The organism is Bradyrhizobium arachidis, from assembly GCF_024758505.1.
GTDB lineage: Bacteria > Pseudomonadota > Alphaproteobacteria > Rhizobiales > Xanthobacteraceae > Bradyrhizobium > Bradyrhizobium manausense_C.
In genome coordinates, this window is record NZ_CP077970.1 from 7,660,843 (window position 1) to 7,684,893 (window position 24,051).

Here is a 24,051-nt window from a genome sequence, read left to right on the forward strand (position 1 = left end):
TTTCCGCGTCTTTGGCCCACCCGGAAAGGCATGACGAAGGAAAGCAAGGTCATCGCCGCCAACGCGGCCTTCTACGCGGCCTTTGCGGCGGGCGACTTCGCGGCGATGGAGCGGCTGTGGGCGGATGACGACGGCATCTCCTGCATCCACCCCGGCTGGCCCGCCATCATCGGGCGCGCCACCGTGATCGGAAGCTGGCGCGACATCCTGCTAAATCCGGAGCGGCCGCAGATCGCGTGCGCCGAGCCGCAGGCGATCGTCGATGGCGATTCCGGCCGCGTGCTGTGCATCGAGATCGTGGACGGCACGGCCCTCGCCGCCGCCAACCACTTTCGCCGCGTCGGTGACACCTGGCGTCTGGTGCACCACCAATCGAGCCCGATCGCGCAGATCGTCGAGCAGACCCACGACGAGCCGTCCAGCCCGAGCCGGCGCATTCACTAAGCTCGGCCCGCTCACTCGCGCCAATACTGCTGTAGCTCCTCCGCCGTCACCAGATCGATCTGGCCGTGGAAGCGCGTCCGATACATGGTCATCAATGCATCGTGGCCGACGTCCGACGAGCTGCACAGCGCGTCCTCGACGATCACGACCCGAAAACCGAGATCGACCGCGCTGAGCACCGTCGAGAGCACGCAAACGTCGGTCTCGGCACCCGTGATCACGATGGTCCGAACGTTCTTGTCGACGAGCAGACCGCGCAAGCCCGAGCCCGTGAAGGCCGAATAGGCGGGCTTGTCGATGATCCGCGCCGGCGGGACGAACCTCGCCAGGACCGGCACCAGATCGAGATCAGTCGTCCACAATTGCGCCCGTGTCGCACAACGCCAGCGGCGGAAATAGTTTTGCCACTGTCCCGGACGGTCTTCCGGCTGTTCCGGCGTGATGAAACGGGAAAAAATCGTCCGCTCGCGATATCGCGACGCGATCGAGACGATCGCGGGCAGGACCTTCTCCATCCAGGGAGTCTGCCAGAGGCCTCCGGGCGCAAAAATGTTCTGCATGTCGATGCAAAGATGCACGGCGTCGCTGACGTCAGCGATATCAGGACCGTCGTCCCTCATCGGCTCGGATGTCAGCTACCGAGCGCGGATTCGCCGAGCTCACGTCCAGGAACGCTCAGGTGGACCTCGTGTCCCTGACGGATCGCGAGCGAAGCCGCCGCGGCGGCCGATTCGAACGCGGACTCCTTGGTGGCGTACTCACCATTGATGTTGCCATCATGCAGCACACCCCATTGATCCCTGACTGGAACAATCGCGTATTGGGCAAGTCCCATGACCGGTCTCCTACTCAGCAGGAGACATAACGTCGGCACGCGCCGCACTGTTCCGCGCTGTCAGGCGAACCGCCGCGCCCCGGCGACGCAGAGGACGACGATGGCGGTCGATGCTACCATGGGCCAGGCGACAGGCTCGTGCAGCAAGAGGGCTGCAAGGACGAAGCCGAAGAAGGGTTGCAGCAACTGCAACTGGCCGACGCCGGCGATGCCGCCCAGCGCCAGGCCGCGATACCAGAAGATGAAGCCGACCAGCATGCTGAAGATGGAGACATAAGCGAGCCCGATCCAGGCGGGCATACCGATGCCGCTCCAACTGCCCGGCAGCGTGAGGAGAGTGAGCACCGCCATCACCGGCAGCGACAACAGCAGCGCCCACGAGATGACCTGCCAACCGCCGAGCCGGCGCGATAGCGCGGCGCCTTCGGCGTAGCCGAGCCCGCAGAGCAGGATCGCCGCGACCATCAGAGCGTCGCCCGTCGCCGAGCCACCGCCGCTGCGCAACAGCGCAAAACCTGCCACCGTCGCCGCGCCCAGGATCGAGAACAGCCAGAACGCAGGCTTCGGCCGCTCGCCGCCGCGCAGCACCCCGAAGATGGCGGTCGACAGCGGCAGCAAGCCAACGAAGACGATCGAATGCGCTGCGGTGATGTGCTGGAGCGCGAGCGCCGTGAGCAACGGAAAGCCGACGACCACGCCGACCGCCACGATCGTCAGCGGCACCAGATCGGCGCGTCCGGGCGGTCTTTCGCGAAGCGCGAGGAGACATAGCGCCCCGAGCAGTGCTGCGATCGCCGCGCGTGCGGAGGTGAGGAAGATTGGGGCGAAATCGGCCACCGCCGCGCGCGTCGCCGGCAGCGATCCGCTGAAGATCAGCACACCGAGGAGGCCGCTGCCCCAGCCGACGGTCGTTCGTTCCATGTCACCTCACCTTCCGATGCGAGACATAACGGGCGGCGGCTGGCGCGCAAAGGGACAATGGCATACAATTTGGCCTAACTGTATGGCTCAACCGAGCCATACACATTGGTCCGAGGACAGCCATGGCCGACAGGGAAGCGACGCGCACCGAGACGCTGATGGAGGCGGTGCGGACCAAGATCGCTAGCCGCGCATTAGCGCCGGGCGACCGGCTGCCATCGGTTCGCCGTTTCGCCGAGACCATGGCCGTCTCGCCGTCCACGGTGGTCGACGCCTATGATCGCCTTGCTGCGGAGGGCGTGATCCGGGCGCGACGTGGCTCCGGATTCTACGTGACGGGCATCAACCTGCCGCCGCTCGTGCTTGCAGAACGCGGAGCGCCGCGCGCCCGCGACGTCGATCCGTTCTGGGTGTCGCGGCAATCGCTCGATGCCGACCCGTCGGTGCCGAAGCCCGGCTGCGGCTGGTTGCCAGCGGACTGGATGCCGAACGCCGCGCTGCGGCGCGGGCTCCGTCAGCTTGCGCGCGGCGACGACGCAGTGCTGTCGGATTATGGCAGCACGGCCGGATCGCTCGCCTTGCGCCGCCTGCTGCTCGGCCGGTTCGCCGACGAAGGCATCACGGCGACGACGGACCAGATCATGCTGACGAACTCGGGAACGCAGGCGGTCGATCTGATCTGCCGCCTCCTCCTGCGCCCCGGCGACACGGTACTGGTGGACGATCCCTGCTACTTCAATTTCCGAGCACTGTTGCGCGCGCACCAGTTGAAGATCGTCGGCGTCCCCTACACGCCGGCGGGACCGGACATGACCGCTTTCGAGCAGGCCATCCTTGCCGAGCGCCCTCGCCTCTATCTCACCAATTCGGCGCTGCATAATCCGACCGGGGCGAGCCTGTCGCCACAAACGGCGCATCGAGTCCTCAGCCTCGCCGCTGCGCACGACATGACGATTATCGAAGATGAGATCTTCGCGGATTTCGAGCCCGCGCCGTCGCCGCGCCTTGCCGTTCTCGACGGTCTCCATCGCGTCATCAGGATCGGCAGTTTCTCCAAGACCCTCTCCGCATCCGTGCGCTGCGGCTATGTCGCTGCGCGAGCCGACTGGATCGAAGGGTTGATCGACCTGCAGGTCGCGACCAGCTTTGGCGGACCGAGCCGGGTCACGACCGAGCTGATCGCAGGCGTGCTGGCGGGCGGCAGCTATCGCAAGCACATGGACGACATCCGCCAGCGCCTCGTCCGCGCGCGCAAGTCGGTCGCTGCAAAACTGGCGCCGCTCGGCATCGTGCCATGGATCATGCCGCGCGGCGGATTCTATCTGTGGTGCCGCCTGCCCGATGGGCAGGACTCGACGGAGATCGCGCGCCGTTGCATGGAAGAAGACGTTATCCTCGCGCCCGGAAATGTGTTCAGCGTATCGCAGTCGGCGGCCGCCTTCATGCGCTTCAACGTCGCGCAGCTCGGCGGCGAGCGTGTCCTGGCGGTGCTTCGCGCGGCGATGGCGTCGCGCGTGGACTGACGCAGCAGACTCCTGTCAGCGCTCGGTCGCGGCGTTCGATGCCGGCGCGGTGCGTTCAACGCGGATCCAGGCCACCGTAATCTCCCAGGCGACGGCGAGAACGATCGGCCCGATGAAGAGGCCGACGATGCCGTGCGCGAGCGTGCCGCCAATCACCCCGATCAAGATGACGAGTGTCGGCGTGGTCAGCCCGCGCCCCATCAGGATCGGTTTCAAGATGCTGTCGATGAAGCCGACGATGACGAGGAAGATCGTCAATAACAGCGCCGTGGTGACGTCCTTGTACATCCAGAGCCAGATGATCACGGGCGCAAGGACGATGAACGCGCCGATCTGTACGATCGACAGCAGGAGGACGATGAAGGCCAGGAGGCCCGCGCTCGGGAGCGCCGCCAACTTGAAGCCGACGCCGGCGAGCAAGGCCTGGATGATGGCGACGCCGATGACGCCCTGCGATACCGCGCGAATGGTCGCGCCCGCCAGCCCCAAAAAGTGCTCGCTCTGCTCGGGAATGATGCGGAATAGAAATCCCCGACCGGCCGCCACGAGCTGCGGTCCGAATGGAAAGAGGAAGCCTGCAACGAATACCGACACGAGAAACTGCAGGGTCCCAACGCCGGCATCGCCCGCGAGCGACAGCATCGTGCCGGCCAGCGGCTTCAGATACGGCACCACCTCCTGCAACGTGGCGCGCAAATTGCTGTAGACCTCGTTCCAGAGATCGAAGAGCCAGGGCCCGACCAGCGGCCAGGTCTTGATCTGCTCCGGGGCGGATTGAAGCACGAGATCGCCGCTGCCGATCTGGCCGGCGAGATCCTTGATGCCTTCGACCGCGCTGATGCCAAGCCAGGTTGCGGGCCCGATGACGATCCCAAGCGTCACCAGGGTAAGGATCGCCGCGGCCGTCTTGGGGCGGCCGCCGAGCAGCTTTGCGAGCCAGCTAAAGGCCGGGTAGAACGCAACGGCGAGCACCCCGCTCCAGGCCAGGATCGGCACGAAGGGCCGGATGATGACGAAAGTCCAGGTGATCAGGAGCGCGAGCAGGCCGAGCCGGATCACGAGCTGGATGATGTCTTCCGCCGACGCCGATGGACGAAGTGGTTTCAAGGCCGCGCCTTTTTCTCAAGGACCATGCTGGGAGCCCAAATTCGCTCCCCCTTTCTCGCGGCAATTCCGGTCCAGTTCAAGTGGGGAGCCGCACCGTTCTCAGGCTTGACTCTCAGGGCAGATTGTCCCGCAGAAAAATGTCGATGCGGATGCGCTCCTGGTCGGGGCTGGTCGGCTCAGCCAGGCAATGCGCGAGCAGGACGCGCGCGGCAGAGCGCGCCTCGTGGCCGGGGTCCTGGTTGATGATGGCATCGATCGTGCCACGCACCAGGAAACGCCGCGTGTGCTGGGTGAGCTCATGGGCGATCCAGACCACGTCGCGAGCGCGACCCGAGGCTTCCAGCGCCTCGGCAATACCGCGGTTGCCGGCACCGCAGGAATAGATGCCGAGCAGGTCGGGCTGGCGCGTTAACAGCTCGGCCGTGAGCAGGCGCGTGCGCTCATTGTCGTCGCGCCCTTCCAAGGCCGGCAATGCCGCAACGTTCGGATACTCGCTTGACAGTATCTGGTGAAAGCCGAACTGCCGCTCGGTATGATCACGCAATGACAGCGAGCCTGCGATGACGGCGACACTCCCGGTGCGACCGCCGAGGAAGCGCCCCATCAGCGTCGCGGCGGTGCGCCCCGCCGCGGGATTGTCGATACCGACATAATGCAGGCGGCGTGAGCTCGGCGCGTCCGAGACCAGCGTGACGACGGCGACGCCGCGCGCCGCCAGATCATCGATCGCAGCCCGCACGCGCGGATGATCGAGCGCGATGACGGCGACGCCCTGATAGGCCGGCGACAGTTCCTCGAGCGTGCCGGCCAGAACGTCGGGATCGAACACGTCGACATGCAGGACATCGATGAAGGCGCGCTGGGTGGCGAGCCAGTCGGCCGTGCGCTGAACCTGCTCCGTCAGATTGGTCATAAAACTGTTGGTGCCGGCCGGCAGCACGAAGGCGAAACGGAAGGTCTGCCCTCGTGCCAGTCGGGCGGCCGCGGCATCGATGCGATAGCCGAGCTTGGCCACCGCCGCCTCGACGCGCGCCACCGTCTTCGCGCGCACGCCTTCGCGGCGGTTGACGACGCGGTCGACGGTTGCGAGCGACACGCCCGCCGCGCGCGCGACGTCTTCCAGCGTGGCGCGTGCGGCCGGCTGCATCTGGCCGCCCGTCATTCGCGCGCAGCCCACAGCATGCCGCGGGTCATCAGCGTCCTGATCTCGGGCACGTCGAGCTCATAGGCGCGATGGCCGAGCGAGGAATAGAACACCCTGCCCTCGCCATAGCGCTTCTTCCAAACCACGGGCATCACCACGCCATCGATCCAGGGCGCGTGCTCGCCGGAAAACGTCGTCGTGGCCAGCACCTCGTTCGCGGGGTCGACATGCATGTAGTACTGCTCGGACCGATGCTCGAAGCTGCTCAGGCCCTTCATGATGGGGTCATCAGGCTTCGTCACATCGACCTTGTAGTCGATGATGTTGCCGGGATGTGCGACCCACTGCCCGCCGCAAAGAAACTGGTAGTCGACGGACTCGCGGAAGGCGTCGCACATGCCGCCATGATGGCCGGCAAGCCCGACGCCGCTCCGCACCGCGGCACAGAGATTGAGCGCCTCGGGCTTCTCGATCTTCGACATGGTGTAGATCGGAATGATCAGCGAGAGATCGTGGATCGCGGGATCACCGAACGCTGCCGTCGTGGTTTCGATGCGAACGTCAAAGCCTTCCTGCTTCAGCCAACCGCGGATCATGGAGGCGCAGAGATCGGGATCGTGTCCGGGCCAGCCGCCCCATACAATAAGTGCCTTGCGCATTGTTGTTGTCCTCAGTCGATCTGTCCGGTGTCGCGTCCCGCCGGCATCATTTCCGGCCGGTCGACGCGGCTTTCGATTTTGACGCGCCGTCCCTCGTCGGCCGAGGTCTGGAACGCCTCCATGATCTCGAGCACATGGAAGGCGAGCGCGCCGGAGGCGCGATGCGGCCGGCCGGTGACGATCGCGGTTGCCATGTCGGCGACGCCGATGGAGCGGAATTCGCCCTCGACATGTCCATGCGTCAGCGGCATCGCCTCCCATTCTCCGCCGGTCTTCGCCACCTGCACCTCGCCGCCGAAGCGGTTGGGGTCCGGCACCAAAAGGCTGCCCCTGTCGCCATAGATCTCGATCGGCGCATGACGGTGTTTTGGCACGTCAAAGCTCATGGCGATGGAGACGACGGCGCCACTCTCGAATTCCAGCATGCCCGCGACATGGGTCGGGACCTCGACCGGGATCAGCGCGCCGTTCATCGGCTGGCTGGTGACGAGGCGCTCGGATCGCGGCCGCGCCGTCGAACCCATCACGCTGGCGACCGGGCCGAGCAGCTGCACGAGGTCGGTGATGTAATACGGCCCCATGTCCAGCATCGGCCCGCCGCCGCGCAAATAGTAGAAGCCCGGCGCGGGGTGCCAGCGCTCATGGCCCGGACAGCCGAAGAAGGCGCTGCCGCCGACGGGCGCGCCGATCGCGCCATCGTCGATCAGCTTGCGTGCGGTCTGATGACCGCCGCCGAGGAACGTATCCGGCGCACAGCCGACGCGCAGGTTCTTCTGTGCAGCCAACTCCATCACCTTGCGCGCCTCCGCGACGTTGACGCCGAGCGGCTTTTCGGAATGGACGTGCTTGCCGGCATTGAGCACGGCGAGGCTGACGTCGGTATGAGCGAGCGGCACCGTGAGGTTGATGACGATCTCGACGTCGTCGCGCTTCAGGAGCTGATCGACCCGCATCGCGGGCAGGCCGAACTCGGCGCCGCGCCGCTCGGCCGCGTCGCTGCGCATGTCGGCGACCGCCTTGATGTCGAGGACGGGAAAGCGCTGTGCGGCCTTGAGGTAAGCGGTGCTGATGTTGCCGCAACCGACGATTCCGATACCGACTTTTCTCATTCCATGCTCCCTGAGGTCTCGATCCGCCTATCCCTTGACCGCACCGGCGGTCAGACCGGCAACGATGTGCCGCTGCGCGAAGATGAACAGGATGATGGTGGGCAGGATCGTCAGCGTGATGAAGGCGAGGATCAGGTGCCATTCGGACGAGTACTCGCCCTGATAGACCATGATGCCGAGCGGCCAGGGATAGAGCGCGTCGGTGTTGAGCATCACCAGCGGCAGCAGATAGGCATTCCAGCTATTGACGAAGGTGATCGTACCGACGGTCGCCAGGATCGGCCGCGACAATGGCAGCGTCACGTAGCGGAAGAACTTGATATAGCTGCAGCCGTCGACCAGCGCGGCCTCGAGCAGCTCGTAAGGGATGTCCTTGAAGAAGCGACGCAGCAGCAGGACGCTCATCGCGAGGCTGAAGGCGACCTGCGGCAGGGCAACGCCAAAGTAGGTGTCGAGCAGGCCGAGGTCGCGCACCTTGATGAACAGCGGCAGCACCGCGGTTGCGGCCGGAAATAGCAGGCCGAGCGTCAGGTAGCTCAGCAGCATCGAGCTGCCGAAGAATCTGACATGAGCAAAGGTGAACGCGGCCATCGACGCAACGATCAGGGTCAGCGTCACCGCGAGCGTCGAAATGACAAGCGAATTGCGCAGCAGTTGCCAGTATCTTTTAGAGAACAGGATGTCGGCATAGTTCTGCCATTCCCAGTGCTGCGGCAGCCCGAACGGATTGACACGCAGCTCGCCCAAGGACTTGAAGCCGCCGAGCACGGTTGCAAGCAGCGGCACCAGCACAAAGGCCGCGATCGCGGCCAGGAACAGCGCCTTGTAGAGCACGACGGGGTCGAAGGGCGGGCGCGAGGTCTCGACACTACTCATCGCGCATAAACCATCGTTTGTAGGTGAAGGCGAAGGTCACGCAGATCGTGAACAGGATGACGCCGACGGCGCTGCCATAGCCGACCCGCATGCGGGAGATGCCGTTGTTGTAGAGGAAGCTCACCAGCGTGTTCGAAGAGTCCGCCGGCCCGCCGCGGGTCAGCGGCATCACCAGGTCGAACAGTTGCAGCGAGCCGATGATGGCAAAGAACACCGAGAGGCGGATGGTCGGATAGAGCAAGGGGATGACGACGTGACGCAGCACCTGGCTCCGCGTTGCGCCGTCGATGCGGGCGGCCTCGATGAGGTTCTTATCCAGGCTCTGGAGTGCCGCGATGAACAGCATCATGTGGAAGCCAAAATACTTCCAGACGATCACGATCAGGATCGCCAGCATCGCCGTATCGGTCGAAGCGAGCAGATGCGGCGCCTCGGCGCCGAAGAAGCGCCAGATCGAGGCGACGAGGCCGTAGTCGCCGTCATAGACGAAGCTGAAGATCAGCCCGGTCGCGATCTCGGCGAGGATATAGGGCAGGAAGAACAGCATGCGCAGCGCCACCGCGCCTCGGAAGCGTTCGGCGAGCATCAGGGCGAGCGTCAGCGCCAGCGGCAGCTGGACCAGCAGCGACACCGCGATGATCAGCCCGTTGTTGCGCAGCGCCAGCCAGAAGGCGCGCGTCTCCAGCACGAAGCGGTAATTGTCGAGCCCGATCCAGTTGGTCGGTCTGCCAAAGCCGTTCCAGCTGAAGGCGGAGTACCAGGCGGCCTCGCCGATCGGCAGCACGACGAACAGCGTGAAGAGCAGCAGGGCCGGCGGCAGGAACAGGATGAGCACCGTATAGCGGCCATCCCAGGCCGGGCCGCGGACCGCCACTGGTGCGGGTGCAGCCTCCACCAGATCGAGCGACGGAGAGCTTGCGATCCGCCGCGCCACGGCTCAGTTGCCCTGCTTCCACGCCGCCTCGATCGCCTTGGCCGCGTCCTGCGGGCTCATGCTTCCGCCGGCAATCTCGGCCGAGACGTCATTGACGACGCGGCCAACCGACGGACCGAGGCTCTGGTCGTAAAAATTCTGGTGATAGTTCGACTTCGAAAGATTGTCGGCGATCCGCTTCATGAATGCATTGTTCAGGCCGGCCTCGGCGCCCTTCACCACGGGGACGATGAAGTTGCCGCTCGCAAGGCGCGTCTGCACGTCCTTCGAGATGAAGTATTTGAGGAAGTCGACGGCCTCCTTCGGCGAGCCCTTGGTGACGAGCCAGCCGGTGATACCGCCAAGCGTATCGGTCGGCGCGCCCTTGCCGCCCGCGACCACGGGAAAGTCGAACCAGCCGATCTTGTCCTCGGAAAGACCGACCTTGTCGGCGGCGAGCGCGCGCTGGAGATTGTAGACGCTGCTGATGGCGAGCGTCATCGCCGCTTTGCCATCGCCGAAATAGCCCACGGCCTGCGGGTTCTTGAAGCCGAGGAAACCATTCTGGAACGGTTGGAGATCGACGAGCTGCTTGAACAGCTCGCCGGACTTCTGGAATGTCTCGCCGGCAAAGCCGCCGTTCTCTCCGCGCAGCGCAGCATCGAACGCCGGTTTGCCGCCGATGCGGACCGCAAGATGCGTCCAGTAGAAGTGCAGCGGCCATTTGTCGGCGCCGCCGACCACGATCGGCGTCACGCCGGCGGCCTTCAGGGCCTTCACCGCGGCGAGCAGATCGTCCCAGGTCTTGATGGCGGCCGGATCGACATTGGCCTTCGCCATCAGTTCCTTGTTGTAGACAAAGCCGACCTGCGACAGCGCGATGGGCAGGCCGTAATTGCGACCGTCCCGGGCGAACGCCGCCAGCGCCGCCGGAGTGATGGTGTCGCTGTAGCCCTTGATCTGATCGGTGATGTCGTCGAGGACGCCGGCCTCAATCTGAGCCTTCAGGACGCCGCCAGCCCAGCTGTAGATGATGTTCGGCCGGTCCTTGGATTGCAGGATGGTCGGCAGCTTGGCCTTGTAGGCCTCGTTCTCGAGGAACTGCATCTCGATCTTGACGCCCGGATGCGATGCCTCATAGGCGCGGGCAACCTCCTCCCAGATCTTCACCTGGGCCGGATTGACCTCGATATGCAGCCATTTCACTGAGGTGTCGGCGGATGCCGCGCCAAGCGCGAGCAGCCATGCGGTAGCGGCGAGTCCCAGCTTGCACAGCAGTTTCATCTGCAGTCCTCCCGATGGCATCTATTCTTTTGCTGCAATCCTGCCCTCGATTTTTGAGGTGCGCAACTAAAATTCTGATCGATACACCTCACCGCGGACCGGCTAGGGTTCGGAAGAAGCATTGCCGGCGGCGTGCGGCGCCGCCGAAGCAAGCATTTTGGGAGGAAGCCAATCTTGGGAGAAAACGATGGCCGCCATTTATCCTGACCTCGCCGGCAAGGTTGTCCTTGTTACCGGCGGGGCGTCGGGGATCGGCGAAGCGATCGTGCGGCATTTTGCGCGACAGAAGTCGACCGTTGTGTTCTTCGACATCAAGGTCGAGGAAGGCACGCAGCTTGCGCATGAACTGACAGCTGGCGGCCTCGCCGTACATTTTCAGAACGTCGACCTCACCGACACCGCGGCGTTGCGCGCCGGAGTCGTCGAAGCGCGCAAGGTGCACGGCGCGATCAGCGTGCTCGTCAACAACGCCGCTCATGACGAACGGCATCCGACCGAGGAGATGACGCCGCAATATTGGGACGACCGTATCGGCGTGAACCTCAAGCATCAGTTCTTCGCAGCGCAGGCCGTGCTGCCGGACATGAAGGCCGCGAAGGCCGGCGTTATCATCAATTTCGGCTCGATCTCCTGGATGGCCGGACAGGGCGGCATGGCCGCCTACACCGCCAGCAAGTCCGGCGCGCTCGGCCTCACCCGCTCGCTGGCGCGCGACTACGGCCCTTCAACATCCGCGTCAATGCGATTGCGCCCGGCTGGATCATGACCAAGCGTCAGCTCGAGAAATGGCTGACGCCGGAAGGCGAGGAAGAGCTGATGCGACGGCAATGCCTGAAGCGCAAGCTGGTCCCGGACGAGATCGCGAAGTTCACGGTGTTCCTCGCCTCCGAGGAGGCATCGGCCTGCACTTCCCAGCAATACACCGTGGACGGCGGCTGGGTGTGATGGATTAAGCCCCCATGAATACGTCCTTCCTCGCGCGCGCTCCCTTCAATCTCGACGCTCCCACCATTGCCTGGGTCGAAACCACTTATCGCGCGCTGAGCCTGCAAGACAAAGTGGGACAACTGTTCAACCTCCTGTCGCGGGGAACCGATCCCGACGAACTTGCGCGCCTCGAGCGATTGCGACCTGGCGGAATCACCCGGTACTTCGGTTCGGATGGTGATGCCGAGCGCATGCGAATAGCGGCGGCACAAAGGTCCGCGCCGGTGCCTCTGCTGGTCAGCGCCGATCTGGAGGGCTCGCGCATGAGCCTGCCATTCGGGACGCAAGTCCCCAATCCGCTCGCGCTGGCGGCGATCGACGACATCGAGGTCACGGCGGAGATTTCGCGCATCATCGCCGATGAAGCGGTTGCCGTTGGAGTGAACTGGTCGTTCACGCCCGTGATCGACATCAACCACGCCTTTCGCAGCCCGATCGTCGCAACGCGGAGCTTCGGCTCCGACGTCGATGCAATTCGTCGCCACGCGCTGACGCAGATCGAGGTCCTGCAACGGCATGGCGTGGCCGCAACCGCCAAGCATTGGCCCGGCGAAGGCTACGACGACCGCGACCAGCACCTGGTGACCACGATCAATCCGCTCTCCATGGCGGAATGGGAGATGACCTTCGGCAAGCTCTATCGCGCTGCGATCGACGCAGGCGTACTTTCCATCATGTCGGCGCACATCGCCCTGCCCGCATTTGTCAGGGAACGGCTGTCCGATCCAGGGATCGAGGCGTTTCGGCCGGCGTCCATCAGCAAACTCCTCAATATCGATCTGCTCCGTCGGGAACTCGGCTTCAACGGCCTGATTGTCTCCGACGCCAGCGAGATGGCCGGCCTGACATCATGGTCTCGCATGCGCGCGGCCAAGTCGCAGCTCATCGCCGGCGGGTGCGACATGATCCTGTTCACGCGCGCACCGGAAGAGGACATGGCGGAGGTACGCGCGGCGGTCGAGGCGGGCCAGCTTGCCGCCGAACGTTTCGAGGATGCGGTGCTGCGCGTCCTGGCGCTGAAGGCGGCGCTCGGCCTCCACAAGGCGTCAGAGCATCTGCCGACCGGAGCGATCGCGCGGGCATCCGACAAGACCATCGCCGACGCCGCTTTGCGGCGGGCGCCAACCCTGGTCAAGGACACTTTGGGGCTACTGCCAATCAGTCCGAGCCGGTATCGGCGCATCCTGGTGATATCGGGAGGAATCATCAGTCCGCTTCACGGCACGCCCAGTGAATTCAGACTGCCGGACATGCTGGCCGGCGAGGGATTCGAAGTCACCCTTCACACGCAGCAGCCCGCGATCGATCCGGCTGATTTCGATCTCGTCCTCTATCTGCTCGGCGAGGAAACACTGCTGACCCGCGGCCGCGTCTTCCTCGACTGGGCGCGGCTTGGCGGTGACTTCGTCGGCGCGATGCGCCGCTATTGGCACGACATTCCGACCGTCATGATCTCGTTCGGCTACCCCTACCATCTCTATGACGCGCCGCGCGTACCGGTTTACATCAATGCCTATTGCACAATCGACGACATGCAGGCCGCCGTCGTGGACTTGTTGATCGGCCGGCATCCCTGGAACCGGCATAGCCCGGTTGATCCAACTTGCGGGGTGGAGGACGCGAAGTATTGACGCAAGTGCATCCCGTTGGGCTGCACCTTATTCCGCGCTCGCGCCGCCGAGCGACGCTCCGGCACCGCTGGCTTGCGGCTTTCCCTTGGCAGTCGTCGCGCGGCGGCGGCGCTGCACCAGGTACTGGTCGGCCAGCACGCCGATCAGGATCACGGTGCCCATGACCGCGAAATTGAGCGAGCTCGGAATGCCCAGCAGATTGACGAGGTTTTGCAGCACCTGGAGCAGCACGGTGCCGAGCACGACACCGACGATCGAGCCCTCACCGCCGCGCAAGGAGCAGCCGCCGAGCACAGCGGCGGCAATCGCATAGAGCTCGTAGAACGAGCCATGCACCGCCGGCGAAATCGAGCGGGTGTACATGGCGATCAGGATCGCGGCAAATGCGGTCAGCCCGCCACAGATCACATAGGCGACAACGACGACGCGGTCGGAGCGGATGCCGGAATAGCGCGCCGCCTCCTCGTTCTTGCCGACCGCATAGAGATAGCGGCCGAACACGGAGCGATGCAGCACCACCCATGCGATGACGGCGACGACGACCAATGCGATCACGCTATGTGGTAGCGGGAAGCCCAATACGTTGGTGCGGCCCGCCGTCAGCCATTCCAGCATCGGAAAGCTCGCGCCGAAGCCAAATCCGGCGGTGGCATCCTCGGTGTAGTAGCGCGCAGCGCCACGGTAGATCAGCAGGCCGCAGAGCGTGACCACGAAGGGCTGGATGCCGATCTTGGTGACCAGCGTGCCGTGCACCGCGCCGATCGCCAAGCCGCTGGCGATGATCATCGCGAGGGCCAGCACCCAGTTGACGTCGTGATTGACGATGAGGTCGATGAAGAGGACGCCGAGCAGCGCGATGACCGAGCCGACCGACAGCTCGATCCCGCCGATGATGATGACGAAGGCTTCCGCGATCGAGAAGATGCCGAACATCCCAACCTGGTTGAGCGTGTTGGAGAGATTGCCTACGTAGAGGAAGCGCGGATTGATGAAGGCGACGACCGCGCCGACCACGAGGATCAGGACAAGGAGGCTCAGATCTTTCTTGTTCAAGGCACCCTCACTCCACCGCGTGGCCGACAGCCAACTGGAGCACATTGTGCTCGCTGAACTGGCTGCGATCAAGGAAGCCCGAGATTGCACCTTCGTGCATGACGGCGATCCGGTCGCTGACCCCGATCACCTCCTCCATGTCGCTCGAAATCATCAGAATTGCGACGCCGGCATCGGTGAGGCGGCGCAGCATGTCGTAGATCTCCTGCTTGGCGCCGACGTCGACGCCGCGCGTCGGCTCGTCGAAGATCAGCACTTTTGGCCGCATCGACAGCCATTTGGCGAGCACGACCTTCTGCTGATTGCCGCCGGACAATGAACCAACGGTTGTTCCAACGTCGGGTGCGCGGATCTTGAGCCGCTCGCGCTGGGCCTGCGCGTTCGCCGTCTCCTGCGCGGTGTTTACCAGAAAGAGGCGCAGATAGGACGAAAGGTCCGGCAGCGAAATGTTCTCGGCGATCGACACGTCGAGCAGAAGGCCACAACCCTTGCGGTCCTCCGGGATCAGATAGATGCCATGGTCGATCGCCGCGCGCGGGCTCGCGACGCGGATGGGTTCACCCTCGAGCCTGATCGCGCCTGCGCGCAGCGGATCGACGCCAAAGACGGCGCGCGCAAGCTCGGTGCGGCCGGAGCCGACGAGGCCGGCGAGGCCGAGAATCTCGCCGCGGCGCACCGAGAGGCTGACGGCGCGGTCCGGATAGGTCGCGGTGACGGCGCCCTCGATGTCGAGCACGCTGTCGCCGGGCGGCGCGGCCGGCGGAACATAGAGCGATTTGAGATCACGTCCGATCATCAGCCGGATCATCGCCGCGGGCGCAAGCTCCTCGCGCCTGAGCGCGCCGACCATGCGTCCGTCGCGCAGCACCACGGCGCGATCGGCGCATTGCACGACCTCGTTAAGGCGGTGGGTGATGAAGATGACGCTGACGCCGTCGGCCTTCAGGCCTGCGATCACGCGCATCAGCCGATCGGTCTCGGTCAAGGTGAGGCTCGAGGTCGGCTCGTCCATGATGACGAGACGCGCATCGAGCGACAGCGCTTTCATGATCTCGACGATCTGGTGCTGGGCAAGCGACAGCTCCGCAAGCGGCGCATCCGGGCCGAAATCAGCCCCGAGACGTTCGAGCAGCGGCTGCACCTTGGCATGCAATTGCTTGCGGTCGATGAGCCGGAGCGGCCCGCCATAGACGGGCTCGCGGCCGATGAAGACGTTACCGGCGACGTCGAGATTGTCGAAGAGATTGAGCTCCTGATGGACGAAGGCGATGCCCGCCTTGATCGCTTCCCCCACCGTGAGCGAGCGGCGCTCGACGCCGTCGACCCGGATCAGGCCGCCGCTCGGTTCAACCACGCCGCCGAGCACGCGCATCAGCGTCGACTTGCCGGCGCCGTTCTCGCCGATCAGGGCGATCACCTCGCCGCGCGACACAGAAAGATCGACGTGGTCGAGCGCGACCACGCCGGGATAGTTCTTGCTGATGTCGACCAGCTCGAGAAACGGCTCAGGCATTGGAAGCTGCGAGCGCCAAGTGAGCGTCAGGTCTCCCGTTACTTTTTGAGCATCGCTTTCATCGAGCCCATGAAGTCGTCGACGTTCGACTTGTCGATAACCTTGCCGGGCACGATGATGATGCCATTCGCCGGAACGCCCGACTTGTCGCCTTCGAGATACTTCGCCATCAGCTTCATGCCCTGATAGCCCCACTCGAACGGCTGCTGCACGACGGTGCCGGCGATGCTGCCCTCTTTGACGCCGCCGAGCGTGATCGGATCCTCGTCGAAGCCGATGATCTGGATCTTGCCGAGCTTACCGGCTTCCTTCAGCACCTCATAGATGCGCGGCGTGTTGTAGGAGTAGAAGCCGACGAGGCAGCTCACGTCGGGCATGGCGGCGAGGATGTCCTCGACATTTCGCTTGGCACGGGTCTGGTCGATTTCGTCGCCGCGGACGTCGACGAGCTCGACCTTCGAGCCCTTGATGGTTTCCTTCACGCCCTCGATGCGCTCGCGGGCATTGTCGGCGCCGGGCAGGCCAACGAAGCCGACGCACTTGCCGCCATTCGGCAGCGCCTTGAGCATCAGCTTGCCGGCGTCCTTGCCGAGATCGGTGTTGGACGAGCCGATATAGCCGACGCGCTTCGATTTCGGAGCGTCGCTATCGGTGGTGAAGAGCACCGACTGCGAGGCGATCTTGTCGAGATGCGCGGTCTGGTTCTTCGGATCGACGGCGCTGACCATGATTCCGGCCGCACCGGCGGCGACCAGATCGTCCATCACGCGCTGCTGCACGGCGGCCGCGGCCTGCTCCGGATATTTGAACTGGAGATCGTAGTTGGGCAGCTCGCCCTGCGCCTTCTTCACGCCGGCCTCGGCGATTTTCCAGAAGTCGGACGCGCCATTGACGACGAAGGCCAGGACCTTCTTGTCGGCAGACTGCGCGGAGCCGAGCCCCAGCAGAACCGAAACGGCAACGGAAACACCTGCAACAACGAGACGCTGCATCGAACCCCTCCCTGATTGCGGTCAGCCATCTGCGGGCTAACTCGCGTCACACGCCTAAGCGAACGTCGCCTCAAAATGAGGCGCGCACCTCAAAGCTAGCAGAAACGCATCAGAGGCGCAACCGATGGCCCATCTCTGAGCATCTGCACAACGACGGCGAGAAACCCACAGGAACCGGACGCAGCCCTGCCGACTAGCTCGCCCAGTTCTCCCGGAATTCACCGAAGAGCGTGAGGCCTCCGCAGACGTAGATGGTCTGTCCGGTGATATAGCCGGCCTCCTCGGAGGCAAGAAATGCGAACACGCCGGCAATCTCTTCAGCGGTTCCGACGCGCCCGAGCGGAATGTGCGCCTCGACGGCCTCCCGCTTGGCCGGGTCGCCGGTCCATGCCGCGTTGATGGGGGTATCGATGGCACCGGGCGCCACCGCGTTGACGCGAATGCCGCGACCAGCAAACTCCAGCGCCAGGGTCCGCGTCAGGTTCGCCATGCCGCCCTTGCTGATGGAATAGGCGAGATAGCCGGGTTTTGGGACGATCTGGTGGACGCTCGAACAGTTGACGATCGTACCGCCGCCACCGCGCTTGACGAAATGCGCGAGCGCCTGCTGGGCGCAGAGCACCGCTCCATTCAGATTGACATCGAGAATGCGACGATAGGTTTCGACATCGAGCGCCTCGCTCGCGGACTCCCGCTGGAAGCCGGCATTGTTGACAAGGCAATCCAGGCGCGGCCAGTGCGCCAGCACTGTCTCGAACATTCCCATAATGTCCGGCTCGGCACCGATATCGGCCTTTACGACGAGATGGTCCCGATCGCCATGCCCACGCTCACGCGATGCCGCTTGCACCTGCGCGAGCGTATCCTCGGCATTCGCACGATGATCATGGAAATTGATGGCAACTGTCGCGCCCTCCTGCGCGAACCGAACAGCAATGGCGCGCCCGATCCCCTGAGAGGCACCCGTCACCAGCGCGTATTGCCCAACCAGGCGCGATGAAAATTGAATCGAACGATCCGGCTGCTGCATGGGAGGGTCACGCTGGAAGGTTGGAGGGAACGGCGACGATCGCTGCGCTCGCAAGAGGCAATGCGACCGCCCGCGTTCCAGCGCCGCCTGCGAGAGGCGGCGCTCCGCAAAACATATCACTCGTACGACTATTGCGAACGGTCCGAGGTCCAGCCCTTGTACTCGGCGACGTTATCCCGGGTAACGAGCTTCGACGGCAAGAGTTCGACCGGGTTGGCCGGCTTCTGCCCGCCGAGAATGCTGACACCGACCTGAACGGCGCGGCGCGCCATGAAGAACGGATCCTGCGAGGCCGAGGCCTGGATCTGGGGTGACCCCGGGTCCTTCAACGACGCCTCGATGTCGGGCGCGCCGTCGACCGCGGTGATGATGATGCCGCTGCGCTGCTGCTGCTTCGCCGCGAGATCGGTGCCGATCGCCTGCGGATCGTTGATGGCGAAGATCGCGTCGATCTTCGGGAAACGGGTCAGATAGCCCTGCGCCACGGTCAACCCGCCCTCGCGCGATCCCTTGCCATCCTGATCGCTGGACAGGACCTTGATGCCGGGGTTCTTGGCGAACACGTTCTTGCAGCCGACGACGCGATCGATCACGGCCGAGACCTGCGGCCCGTTCTCGATGACCACGTCGCCTTTGCCGCCGAGTTTGTCGACGATGTACTGACAAGAGATCTCGCCGGCCTGGACGTTGTTCGTGGTCACGGTGGCGTCGGCGCCTTCCGCGGCAGTGTCCACGGCGACAACGATGATGCCCGCCGCCTGGGCCTTCTTGATCGCCGGCCCGATCGCCTTGGGGTCGCCTGGGTTGAGGAGAATCAGGTCGACGCCTGCGGCGATGAAGTTGTCGATCTGGGTCACCTGCTTGCCGAGGTCGTATTCGAAGCCGACCGTCGTCACCTTCACGTTCGGATTGGTCTTCTTGGCCTCGAACTCCGCGCCCTTCGACAACGCGACGAAAAACGGATTGCCGAGCGAACCCAGCGAGACGCCAATCGATTTGAGCTCCTTGGCAAAGGACGGCGCTGAACTCAGGACCAGCGCCATGGCGGCGCCGGCAAGCGAGATCGTCTTCAACATGGCTTCCTCCCTGGTCTGGTTTTTGTCCCGCGACGGCCGACCAGTTGCCATCATAGGGTCCCACAAGGCGGCATAGAACCTTGCGCGCAGCCAAACTTCAAGTACGAGCCGAGCCCTGCAACCGGTAACGATCGAGTGCAACGGCACCGATGATCACCAGGCCCTTGATCACGTATTGCCATATATCGGACACACCGACGAGAATGAGACCGTTCGACAGCACGGCAATGATCAGGGCTCCGACCAGCGTCCCCCAGATCGACCCGATGCCGCCGACGAAGGATGTACCGCCCAGGATCACTGCTGTGATCGCGTCGAGCTCGTAGGACTGACCGAGTTGCAACCCGTTGGCCGCATAGAGACGCGCGGCCTGCATGGCGCCGCCAAGTCCGGCAAAGAGTCCCGACACGCCATAGACGAAGATCACCACGGCCCAGACCTTGATGCCGGCCAGGCGCGCCGCACTCTCGTTGCCGCCGACAGCATAGATGTGTACGCCGAGCACGGTTCGGCGCAGCACCAGCCACGAGGCGAGGATGACCAGCAATGCGATCACCGACAGCCAGGGAATCGAGGCAACGCCGGGAATGAGTGTCAGGGAACCGTTGCCGATGAAGGCATAGGGAATGGACGGATTGAAGACGGTGGTGTCGGCACCGAGCAGACGCGCGAGACCTCGGACGGCCGTCAGCGAACCGAGCGTCACGATGAAGGGCGGCAGGCGTAGAAGCGCAATCAGCGCGCCATTGATGACACCGAAGGCGAGGCCTGTGAGGACAGCGACTGGCAACCAGAGCAACCCGAATTCGGGAAGTTTTGAGATCGTCAGCCCGGCCATCGCGGCCGCCGCGAGAATGGAGCCTACCGAGAGATCGATGCCGCCGGTGAGGATGACGAAGGTCATGCCGGCCGCCAGCACCGTGTTGACCGCGGCCTGCTGGAGCACGATGCCGAGATTCTGGCCGGTGAAGAAGCGCCCCTCGGACAGGAAATGGAAGCCGAGACACAGGATCAACAGCACCGGCAGCATGCCGAGGGCGCGGACCAGCAGCCTGACGCGCTGCCGCTTCGTCTCTTGTGCGGCCGCGACGCCGTTCGCCGTGACGGGCACGGTCTTGGCCTGCGAGATACCATCGTCAGGCATCGAGATGCTCCATCCCCGTAGCGAGTGCCATGATGTCCTCCTGGTTCAGCGGCGACGTCTCGGTTCGCGTGATCTCACCGGCGATGTGCCCCATCCGCATGACGATGACGCGGTCGCAGATCCCGATGATCTCCGGCAGGTCGGACGAGATGACAAGGATCGCGGTGCCGGCTTTCGCGAGATTGTCGATGATCGAATAGATCTCGGACTTGGCCCCGACGTCGACGCCACGCGTCGGCTCATCGAGGATCAAGACTTTCGGCGCGATCGCAAGAAGCCGCGACAGCAGCACCTTCTGCTGGTTTCCGCCCGAGAGTCCGCCCGCTGGCACGCCGGCATTTGCGGCGCGGATGCTTAAGCCCGTGAAAGCCCGGTCGGCGCGCTCGCGCGCCTTGTCGCGATCGAGGACCCAACCAAGCTTGGCGTCGCGGCCCAAGACCGCGAGGTTGATGTTGTCCAGGCACGACATGTCGAGGAACAGGCCGAGCGCCTTGCGGTCCTCGGTGAGGTAGGCGATGCCGGCCTCCAGCGCCTCGCCGGGCGTGCGTATCTCGATCGGCCGTCCCTCGAGCTCGAGCCGGCCCGAAATCTTCGGCGCGGCGCCGATGATGAGATGCGCAAGCTCGGTGCGACCCGCGCCAATCAGGCCGGCGAGCCCGACGACCTCGCCCGCATGTACGGTGAGCGAGCAGCCCTTGACGCGCTGCCCGTCGGACATGTCGACCGCGGCGAGTACCGGATGCCCCCTCCCCGCTTCGGGATCGTGATCCTTCTTGTAGAAGGACGAGACGTCGCGCCCGACCATCATGCGGACGATGGTGTCGGCGCGGATGCCGGACTTGTCGAGCGCGCCGACAAGGCGGCCATCGCGCAGCACCGTGACGCGGTCGCCGAGCGCGTACACCTCGTCCATGCGGTGCGAGATATAGATGATAGCGAGCCCCTCGGCGCGCAGTTGACGGACCAGCGCGAACAGCCGCTCGCTCTCGGCGGCGGACAGCGAGGTGGTTGGCTCGTCCATGATCAGGATTTTCGATCGCACATGGAGCGCGCGGGCGATCTCGACGAGCTGGCGCTGGCCCATCGACAGATGCGTCACCAGCGTAGACGGGGTGAAGTCCGCGCCGAGGCGCTCCAGGATCGGGCCGACGCCCTCGCGCATGGCGCCGCGTGCGAGCAATCCTGAACGGGAAACCTCGCGGCCGAGATAAATATTCTCCGCAACCGTCAGATTGGGGGCCAACGATAGTTCCTGGTAGATGATCGAGATGCCGGCCGCGCGGCCGCCAAGCGGGCCGTGGATGTGCACCGGCTTGCCCTCGATGCGGATCTCGCCGCCGGGATCAGGCTTGTAGGCGCCCGACAGGATCTTCATCAGCGTCGATTTGCCGGCGCCGTTCTCGCCCATCAAGGCATGGATTTCGCCGGCATAGACAGTCAGGTCGACCTGACGCAACGCCTTGATACCGAAGAAGGACTTCGAGACCCCGCGCATCTCGAGGATCGGATCGTTCATCGTGCCTCCCGGCGCACAACGCGTTCTCGGCCGCGTCTCGTTTGGCAGGCAGCGCGGTTCGCGCATTAAACAAAAGGCCGCGACGGAGGGCAATACCGATCGAGCCTCGCCGGATCGACCGCCATCAAATTTGAGGACTGAGCTAGTTCCGCGGACGGTACAGCGCGCGCCATTCGGGAAGCCGCTCGGCATAGGCGGCAACGAGCACGCGTTCAGGTTCGAACGTCTCGACGCGTCGCGGTGGCGTGCAGACGTCTTCGACGGCCTCGCCGGTGACGGCAAGCCGCCCCAGTCGCGCCGCACCAAATGCCGCGCCCGTCTCGCCATCGGCAAAGCGATGGATCGGGACATCAAGGACATTGGCCAGCACCGACAGCCAGAACTGCGAACGCGATCCGCCGCCGATGACATCCGCCTGCGCGATCACGATGCCGGTATCGGCGAGCACATCCCGGCAATCCGCAAGCGCGAAGGCCACGCCTTCGAGCACGGCTTGTACGATCGCAGTTCGATCAGTGCCAAAGGACAATCCGTCGAGCATTCCGCGCGCCAGGGGATCATCGTGTGGCGTCCGCTCGCCGGACAGATATGGCAGAAAGCTCACTGGCGACGGCGCCTTCGGACCCAAGCCAAGCGGCTTCAGCAGATCTGACTCGGAGGCGCCAAACAGCCGCGCGATCCAGGCAAGGCATGACGCGGCCGAGAGAATTGCGCCGGCCTGTATCCACATTGCGGGAACAGCGTGGCAGAAAATATGCACGGCCCGATCGGGATTGGCGGCGATCGCGTCGGTCGGCACCAGCAACGCTCCCGAGGTCCCCAGCGAGATGAAAGCGGCCCCTCGCCGAATCGCACCGATGCCGACGGCACCCGCCGGATTGTCGCCGGCGCCTCCGGCGATCACGGGACGCCGCGTCATTCCCCAGCGCTGTGCCAACACGTTTCGCAGCGTTGTCGCGGGCGCGCACCCCTCGACAAGGCGCGGCACCTGCTTGCGTGACAGGCCGGTCGCGGACAGCCCTTCATCCGACCAGTCTCGCTGCGCGACATCTAGCCACAATGATCCCGATGCGTCCGATACGTCCTCGACCGCTTCACCGCTGAGGATCAGGCGCAGATACGCCTTCGGCAGCAGCACCAGCCTGGTCGCCGCAAAGATGTCCGGCTCGTGCTTAGCGACCCAAAGCAGTTTCGGCGCGGTGAAGCCGGGCATCGCCTTGTTGCCGGTCGTCGTGCGCAATGCGGGCCAGCGCTCTTCGAGCGCGCGACATTCGAGAGCGGATCGCCCGTCATTCCAGAGAATGCAGGGACGCAGTGGCCGGAGGTTCACATCGAGCAGCGTCGCGCCGTGCATCTGGCCGGACAGGCCGATGCCCTCGACATCAGCCAATTCACGCGGATGATCCGCTTTGAGTGCGTCTAGCGTTGCAAAGGCGGCATCGACCCACCCCGCAGGGTCTTGTTCGGAATAGCCTGGATGCGGCGAAGCGGTGTCAAGCGATCGGCTTTGGGTCGCGATCACGCGCTGCGCGTCATCGACCAGAACGGTCTTCACCGCCGACGTGCCGAGATCGATGCCGAGATACATGATGCTTGCCTGCGTTCAGCAGCAATCTCACCTGGTTCCGTAGGCGCGGTCGCCGGCGTCGCCGAGGCCGGGGACGATGAAGCCGTTTTCGTCGAGCCCTTCGTCGACGGCCGCTGTCCAGATCGGGACGTCGGGATGCAGACCCCTGATACGTTCGAGGCCTTCGGGCGCGGCGATCAGACAGGCGAGCCGGATGTCCCTGGCGCCGCGCTCCTTCAGCCGGTCGACGGCGGCGACCGCCGTGTTGGCGGTCGCGAGCACCGGCGTCACCACGATCGCGAGCCGCTCGCCGAGATCGGACGGCGATTTGAAGAAATATTCGACCGCGGCGAAACTGTGGGGTTCGCGATAGAGCCCGATATGGGCAACGCGCGCAGTCGGGACCAGGTCCATCATGCCGTCGACGAAGGTCACCCCGGCGCGCAGCACCGGAACGAAAGCCAGCTTCTTGCCGGCGATCTTGGCCGAGTGCATGCGCGCCAGCGGCGTCTCGACGACGACGTCGGTCAGCGGAAGGTCGCGCGTGACCTCGTAGCACACCAGCATCCCGATCTCCTTGAGCAACTCGCGGAAGGATTTCGTCGAGATGGACTTGTCGCGCAGCAGCGTCAGCTTGTGCTGGACCAGCGGATGATCGACGATCGTGACGCCTTCCATGACGTGATGCTCCCAAGATCTAGATGATGCGCGATGCCTTGCCGATCAT

22 protein-coding genes and 1 pseudogene are annotated in these 24,051 nt (G+C 64.5%); 4 read left to right on the forward strand and 19 right to left on the reverse strand.

The window, feature by feature from the left end:
* Positions 1 to 30: 30 nt before the first annotated feature.
* On the forward strand, positions 31 to 444 hold the full coding sequence (locus KUF59_RS35450; protein WP_212461314.1) for a nuclear transport factor 2 family protein: 414 nt from the start codon (positions 31 to 33) through the stop codon (positions 442 to 444).
* 11 nt (positions 445 to 455) lie between these two features.
* On the opposite strand, the gene KUF59_RS35455 is transcribed toward KUF59_RS35450, so the two are convergent.
* The 3 genes from KUF59_RS35455 to KUF59_RS35465 are packed head-to-tail and all read right to left on the reverse strand — an operon-like array spanning position 456 to position 2,200.
* On the reverse strand, positions 456 to 1,064 hold the full coding sequence (locus tag KUF59_RS35455; RefSeq protein ID WP_258767818.1) for a cysteine hydrolase family protein: 609 nt from the start codon (positions 1,062 to 1,064) through the stop codon (positions 456 to 458).
* Positions 1,065 to 1,075: 11 nt separating this feature from the next.
* Positions 1,076 to 1,279, reverse strand: a complete 204-nt coding sequence (locus KUF59_RS35460; protein ID WP_212461316.1) for a hypothetical protein — start codon at positions 1,277 to 1,279, stop codon at positions 1,076 to 1,078.
* A 60-nt stretch (positions 1,280 to 1,339) separates the two neighbouring features.
* Positions 1,340 to 2,200 (reverse strand): DMT family transporter, encoded by an 861-nt coding sequence (locus KUF59_RS35465; RefSeq protein ID WP_258767819.1) that lies wholly within the window; start codon positions 2,198 to 2,200, stop codon positions 1,340 to 1,342.
* Positions 2,201 to 2,322: 122 nt separating this feature from the next.
* On the opposite strand from KUF59_RS35465, the gene KUF59_RS35470 reads away from it, so the two are divergent.
* The gene (locus KUF59_RS35470) at positions 2,323 to 3,723 is read left to right on the forward strand and encodes an aminotransferase-like domain-containing protein (protein WP_212461318.1); all 1,401 of its coding nucleotides are present in this window, start codon (positions 2,323 to 2,325) and stop codon (positions 3,721 to 3,723) included.
* A 15-nt stretch (positions 3,724 to 3,738) separates the two neighbouring features.
* Here the strand turns inward: KUF59_RS35470 and KUF59_RS35475 are convergent, their stop codons facing one another.
* From KUF59_RS35475 to KUF59_RS35505, 7 genes are all read right to left on the reverse strand, one after another.
* Positions 3,739 to 4,830, reverse strand: coding sequence for an AI-2E family transporter (locus KUF59_RS35475; protein WP_212461319.1), 1,092 nt, complete (start codon positions 4,828 to 4,830; stop codon positions 3,739 to 3,741).
* Positions 4,831 to 4,942: 112 nt separating this feature from the next.
* On the reverse strand, positions 4,943 to 5,992 hold the full coding sequence (locus KUF59_RS35480; RefSeq protein WP_212461320.1) for a LacI family DNA-binding transcriptional regulator: 1,050 nt from the start codon (positions 5,990 to 5,992) through the stop codon (positions 4,943 to 4,945).
* Positions 5,989 to 6,633: a ThuA domain-containing protein gene (locus tag KUF59_RS35485; RefSeq protein ID WP_212461321.1), complete on the reverse strand. Its 645-nt coding sequence runs from the start codon at positions 6,631 to 6,633 to the stop codon at positions 5,989 to 5,991. Before KUF59_RS35485 ends, KUF59_RS35480 begins: the two co-directional genes overlap by 4 nt.
* A gap of 11 nt (positions 6,634 to 6,644) precedes the next feature.
* Entirely contained in the window at positions 6,645 to 7,742 is a 1,098-nt protein-coding gene (locus tag KUF59_RS35490) for a Gfo/Idh/MocA family protein (RefSeq protein WP_212461322.1), read from the reverse strand.
* A gap of 27 nt (positions 7,743 to 7,769) precedes the next feature.
* A complete protein-coding gene (locus KUF59_RS35495) occupies positions 7,770 to 8,618 on the reverse strand; it encodes a carbohydrate ABC transporter permease (protein WP_212461323.1) in 849 nt (282 codons plus the stop codon).
* Positions 8,611 to 9,552, reverse strand: coding sequence for a carbohydrate ABC transporter permease (locus KUF59_RS35500; RefSeq protein ID WP_212461324.1), 942 nt, complete (start codon positions 9,550 to 9,552; stop codon positions 8,611 to 8,613). The genes KUF59_RS35495 and KUF59_RS35500 overlap by 8 nt, the downstream gene beginning before the upstream one ends.
* 3 nt (positions 9,553 to 9,555) lie before the next feature.
* Positions 9,556 to 10,815: an extracellular solute-binding protein gene (locus KUF59_RS35505; RefSeq protein ID WP_212461325.1), complete on the reverse strand. Its 1,260-nt coding sequence runs from the start codon at positions 10,813 to 10,815 to the stop codon at positions 9,556 to 9,558.
* A 187-nt stretch (positions 10,816 to 11,002) separates the two neighbouring features.
* Between KUF59_RS35505 and KUF59_RS35510 the strand changes: the two are divergent.
* Together KUF59_RS35510 and KUF59_RS35515 are read left to right on the forward strand one after the other, a co-directional pair.
* A pseudogene (locus KUF59_RS35510) lies at positions 11,003 to 11,760 on the forward strand (SDR family NAD(P)-dependent oxidoreductase).
* 14 nt (positions 11,761 to 11,774) lie between these two features.
* Positions 11,775 to 13,433, forward strand: coding sequence for a glycoside hydrolase family 3 protein (locus tag KUF59_RS35515; protein ID WP_212461326.1), 1,659 nt, complete (start codon positions 11,775 to 11,777; stop codon positions 13,431 to 13,433).
* Positions 13,434 to 13,460: 27 nt separating this feature from the next.
* On the opposite strand, the gene KUF59_RS35520 is transcribed toward KUF59_RS35515, so the two are convergent.
* From KUF59_RS35520 to upp, 9 genes are all read right to left on the reverse strand, one after another.
* Positions 13,461 to 14,486, reverse strand: a complete 1,026-nt coding sequence (locus KUF59_RS35520; protein ID WP_212461327.1) for an ABC transporter permease — start codon at positions 14,484 to 14,486, stop codon at positions 13,461 to 13,463.
* Positions 14,487 to 14,493: 7 nt separating this feature from the next.
* Positions 14,494 to 15,999: a sugar ABC transporter ATP-binding protein gene (locus tag KUF59_RS35525; RefSeq protein ID WP_212461328.1), complete on the reverse strand. Its 1,506-nt coding sequence runs from the start codon at positions 15,997 to 15,999 to the stop codon at positions 14,494 to 14,496.
* Between the two features lie 38 nt (positions 16,000 to 16,037).
* Positions 16,038 to 16,991, reverse strand: coding sequence for a sugar-binding protein (locus KUF59_RS35530; RefSeq protein ID WP_212461329.1), 954 nt, complete (start codon positions 16,989 to 16,991; stop codon positions 16,038 to 16,040).
* A gap of 193 nt (positions 16,992 to 17,184) precedes the next feature.
* Complete coding sequence (locus KUF59_RS35535) at positions 17,185 to 18,021, reverse strand: glucose 1-dehydrogenase (protein WP_212461330.1); 837 nt, start codon at positions 18,019 to 18,021, stop codon at positions 17,185 to 17,187.
* Positions 18,022 to 18,149: 128 nt separating this feature from the next.
* Positions 18,150 to 19,097 (reverse strand): ABC transporter substrate-binding protein, encoded by a 948-nt coding sequence (locus KUF59_RS35540; RefSeq protein WP_212461331.1) that lies wholly within the window; start codon positions 19,095 to 19,097, stop codon positions 18,150 to 18,152.
* A 97-nt stretch (positions 19,098 to 19,194) separates the two neighbouring features.
* Entirely contained in the window at positions 19,195 to 20,241 is a 1,047-nt protein-coding gene (locus tag KUF59_RS35545) for an ABC transporter permease subunit (RefSeq protein WP_212461332.1), read from the reverse strand.
* Positions 20,234 to 21,757 carry a sugar ABC transporter ATP-binding protein gene (locus KUF59_RS35550; RefSeq protein WP_212461333.1) on the reverse strand — a complete coding sequence of 508 codons (1,524 nt, stop codon included), beginning with the start codon at positions 21,755 to 21,757 and terminating at the stop codon, positions 20,234 to 20,236. Before KUF59_RS35550 ends, KUF59_RS35545 begins: the two co-directional genes overlap by 8 nt.
* Positions 21,758 to 21,899: 142 nt before the next feature.
* Entirely contained in the window at positions 21,900 to 23,345 is a 1,446-nt protein-coding gene (gene xylB / locus KUF59_RS35555) for a xylulokinase (protein WP_212461334.1), read from the reverse strand.
* A gap of 27 nt (positions 23,346 to 23,372) precedes the next feature.
* Entirely contained in the window at positions 23,373 to 24,002 is a 630-nt protein-coding gene (gene upp, locus KUF59_RS35560) for a uracil phosphoribosyltransferase (protein WP_212461335.1), read from the reverse strand.
* Positions 24,003 to 24,051: the final 49 nt, after the last annotated feature.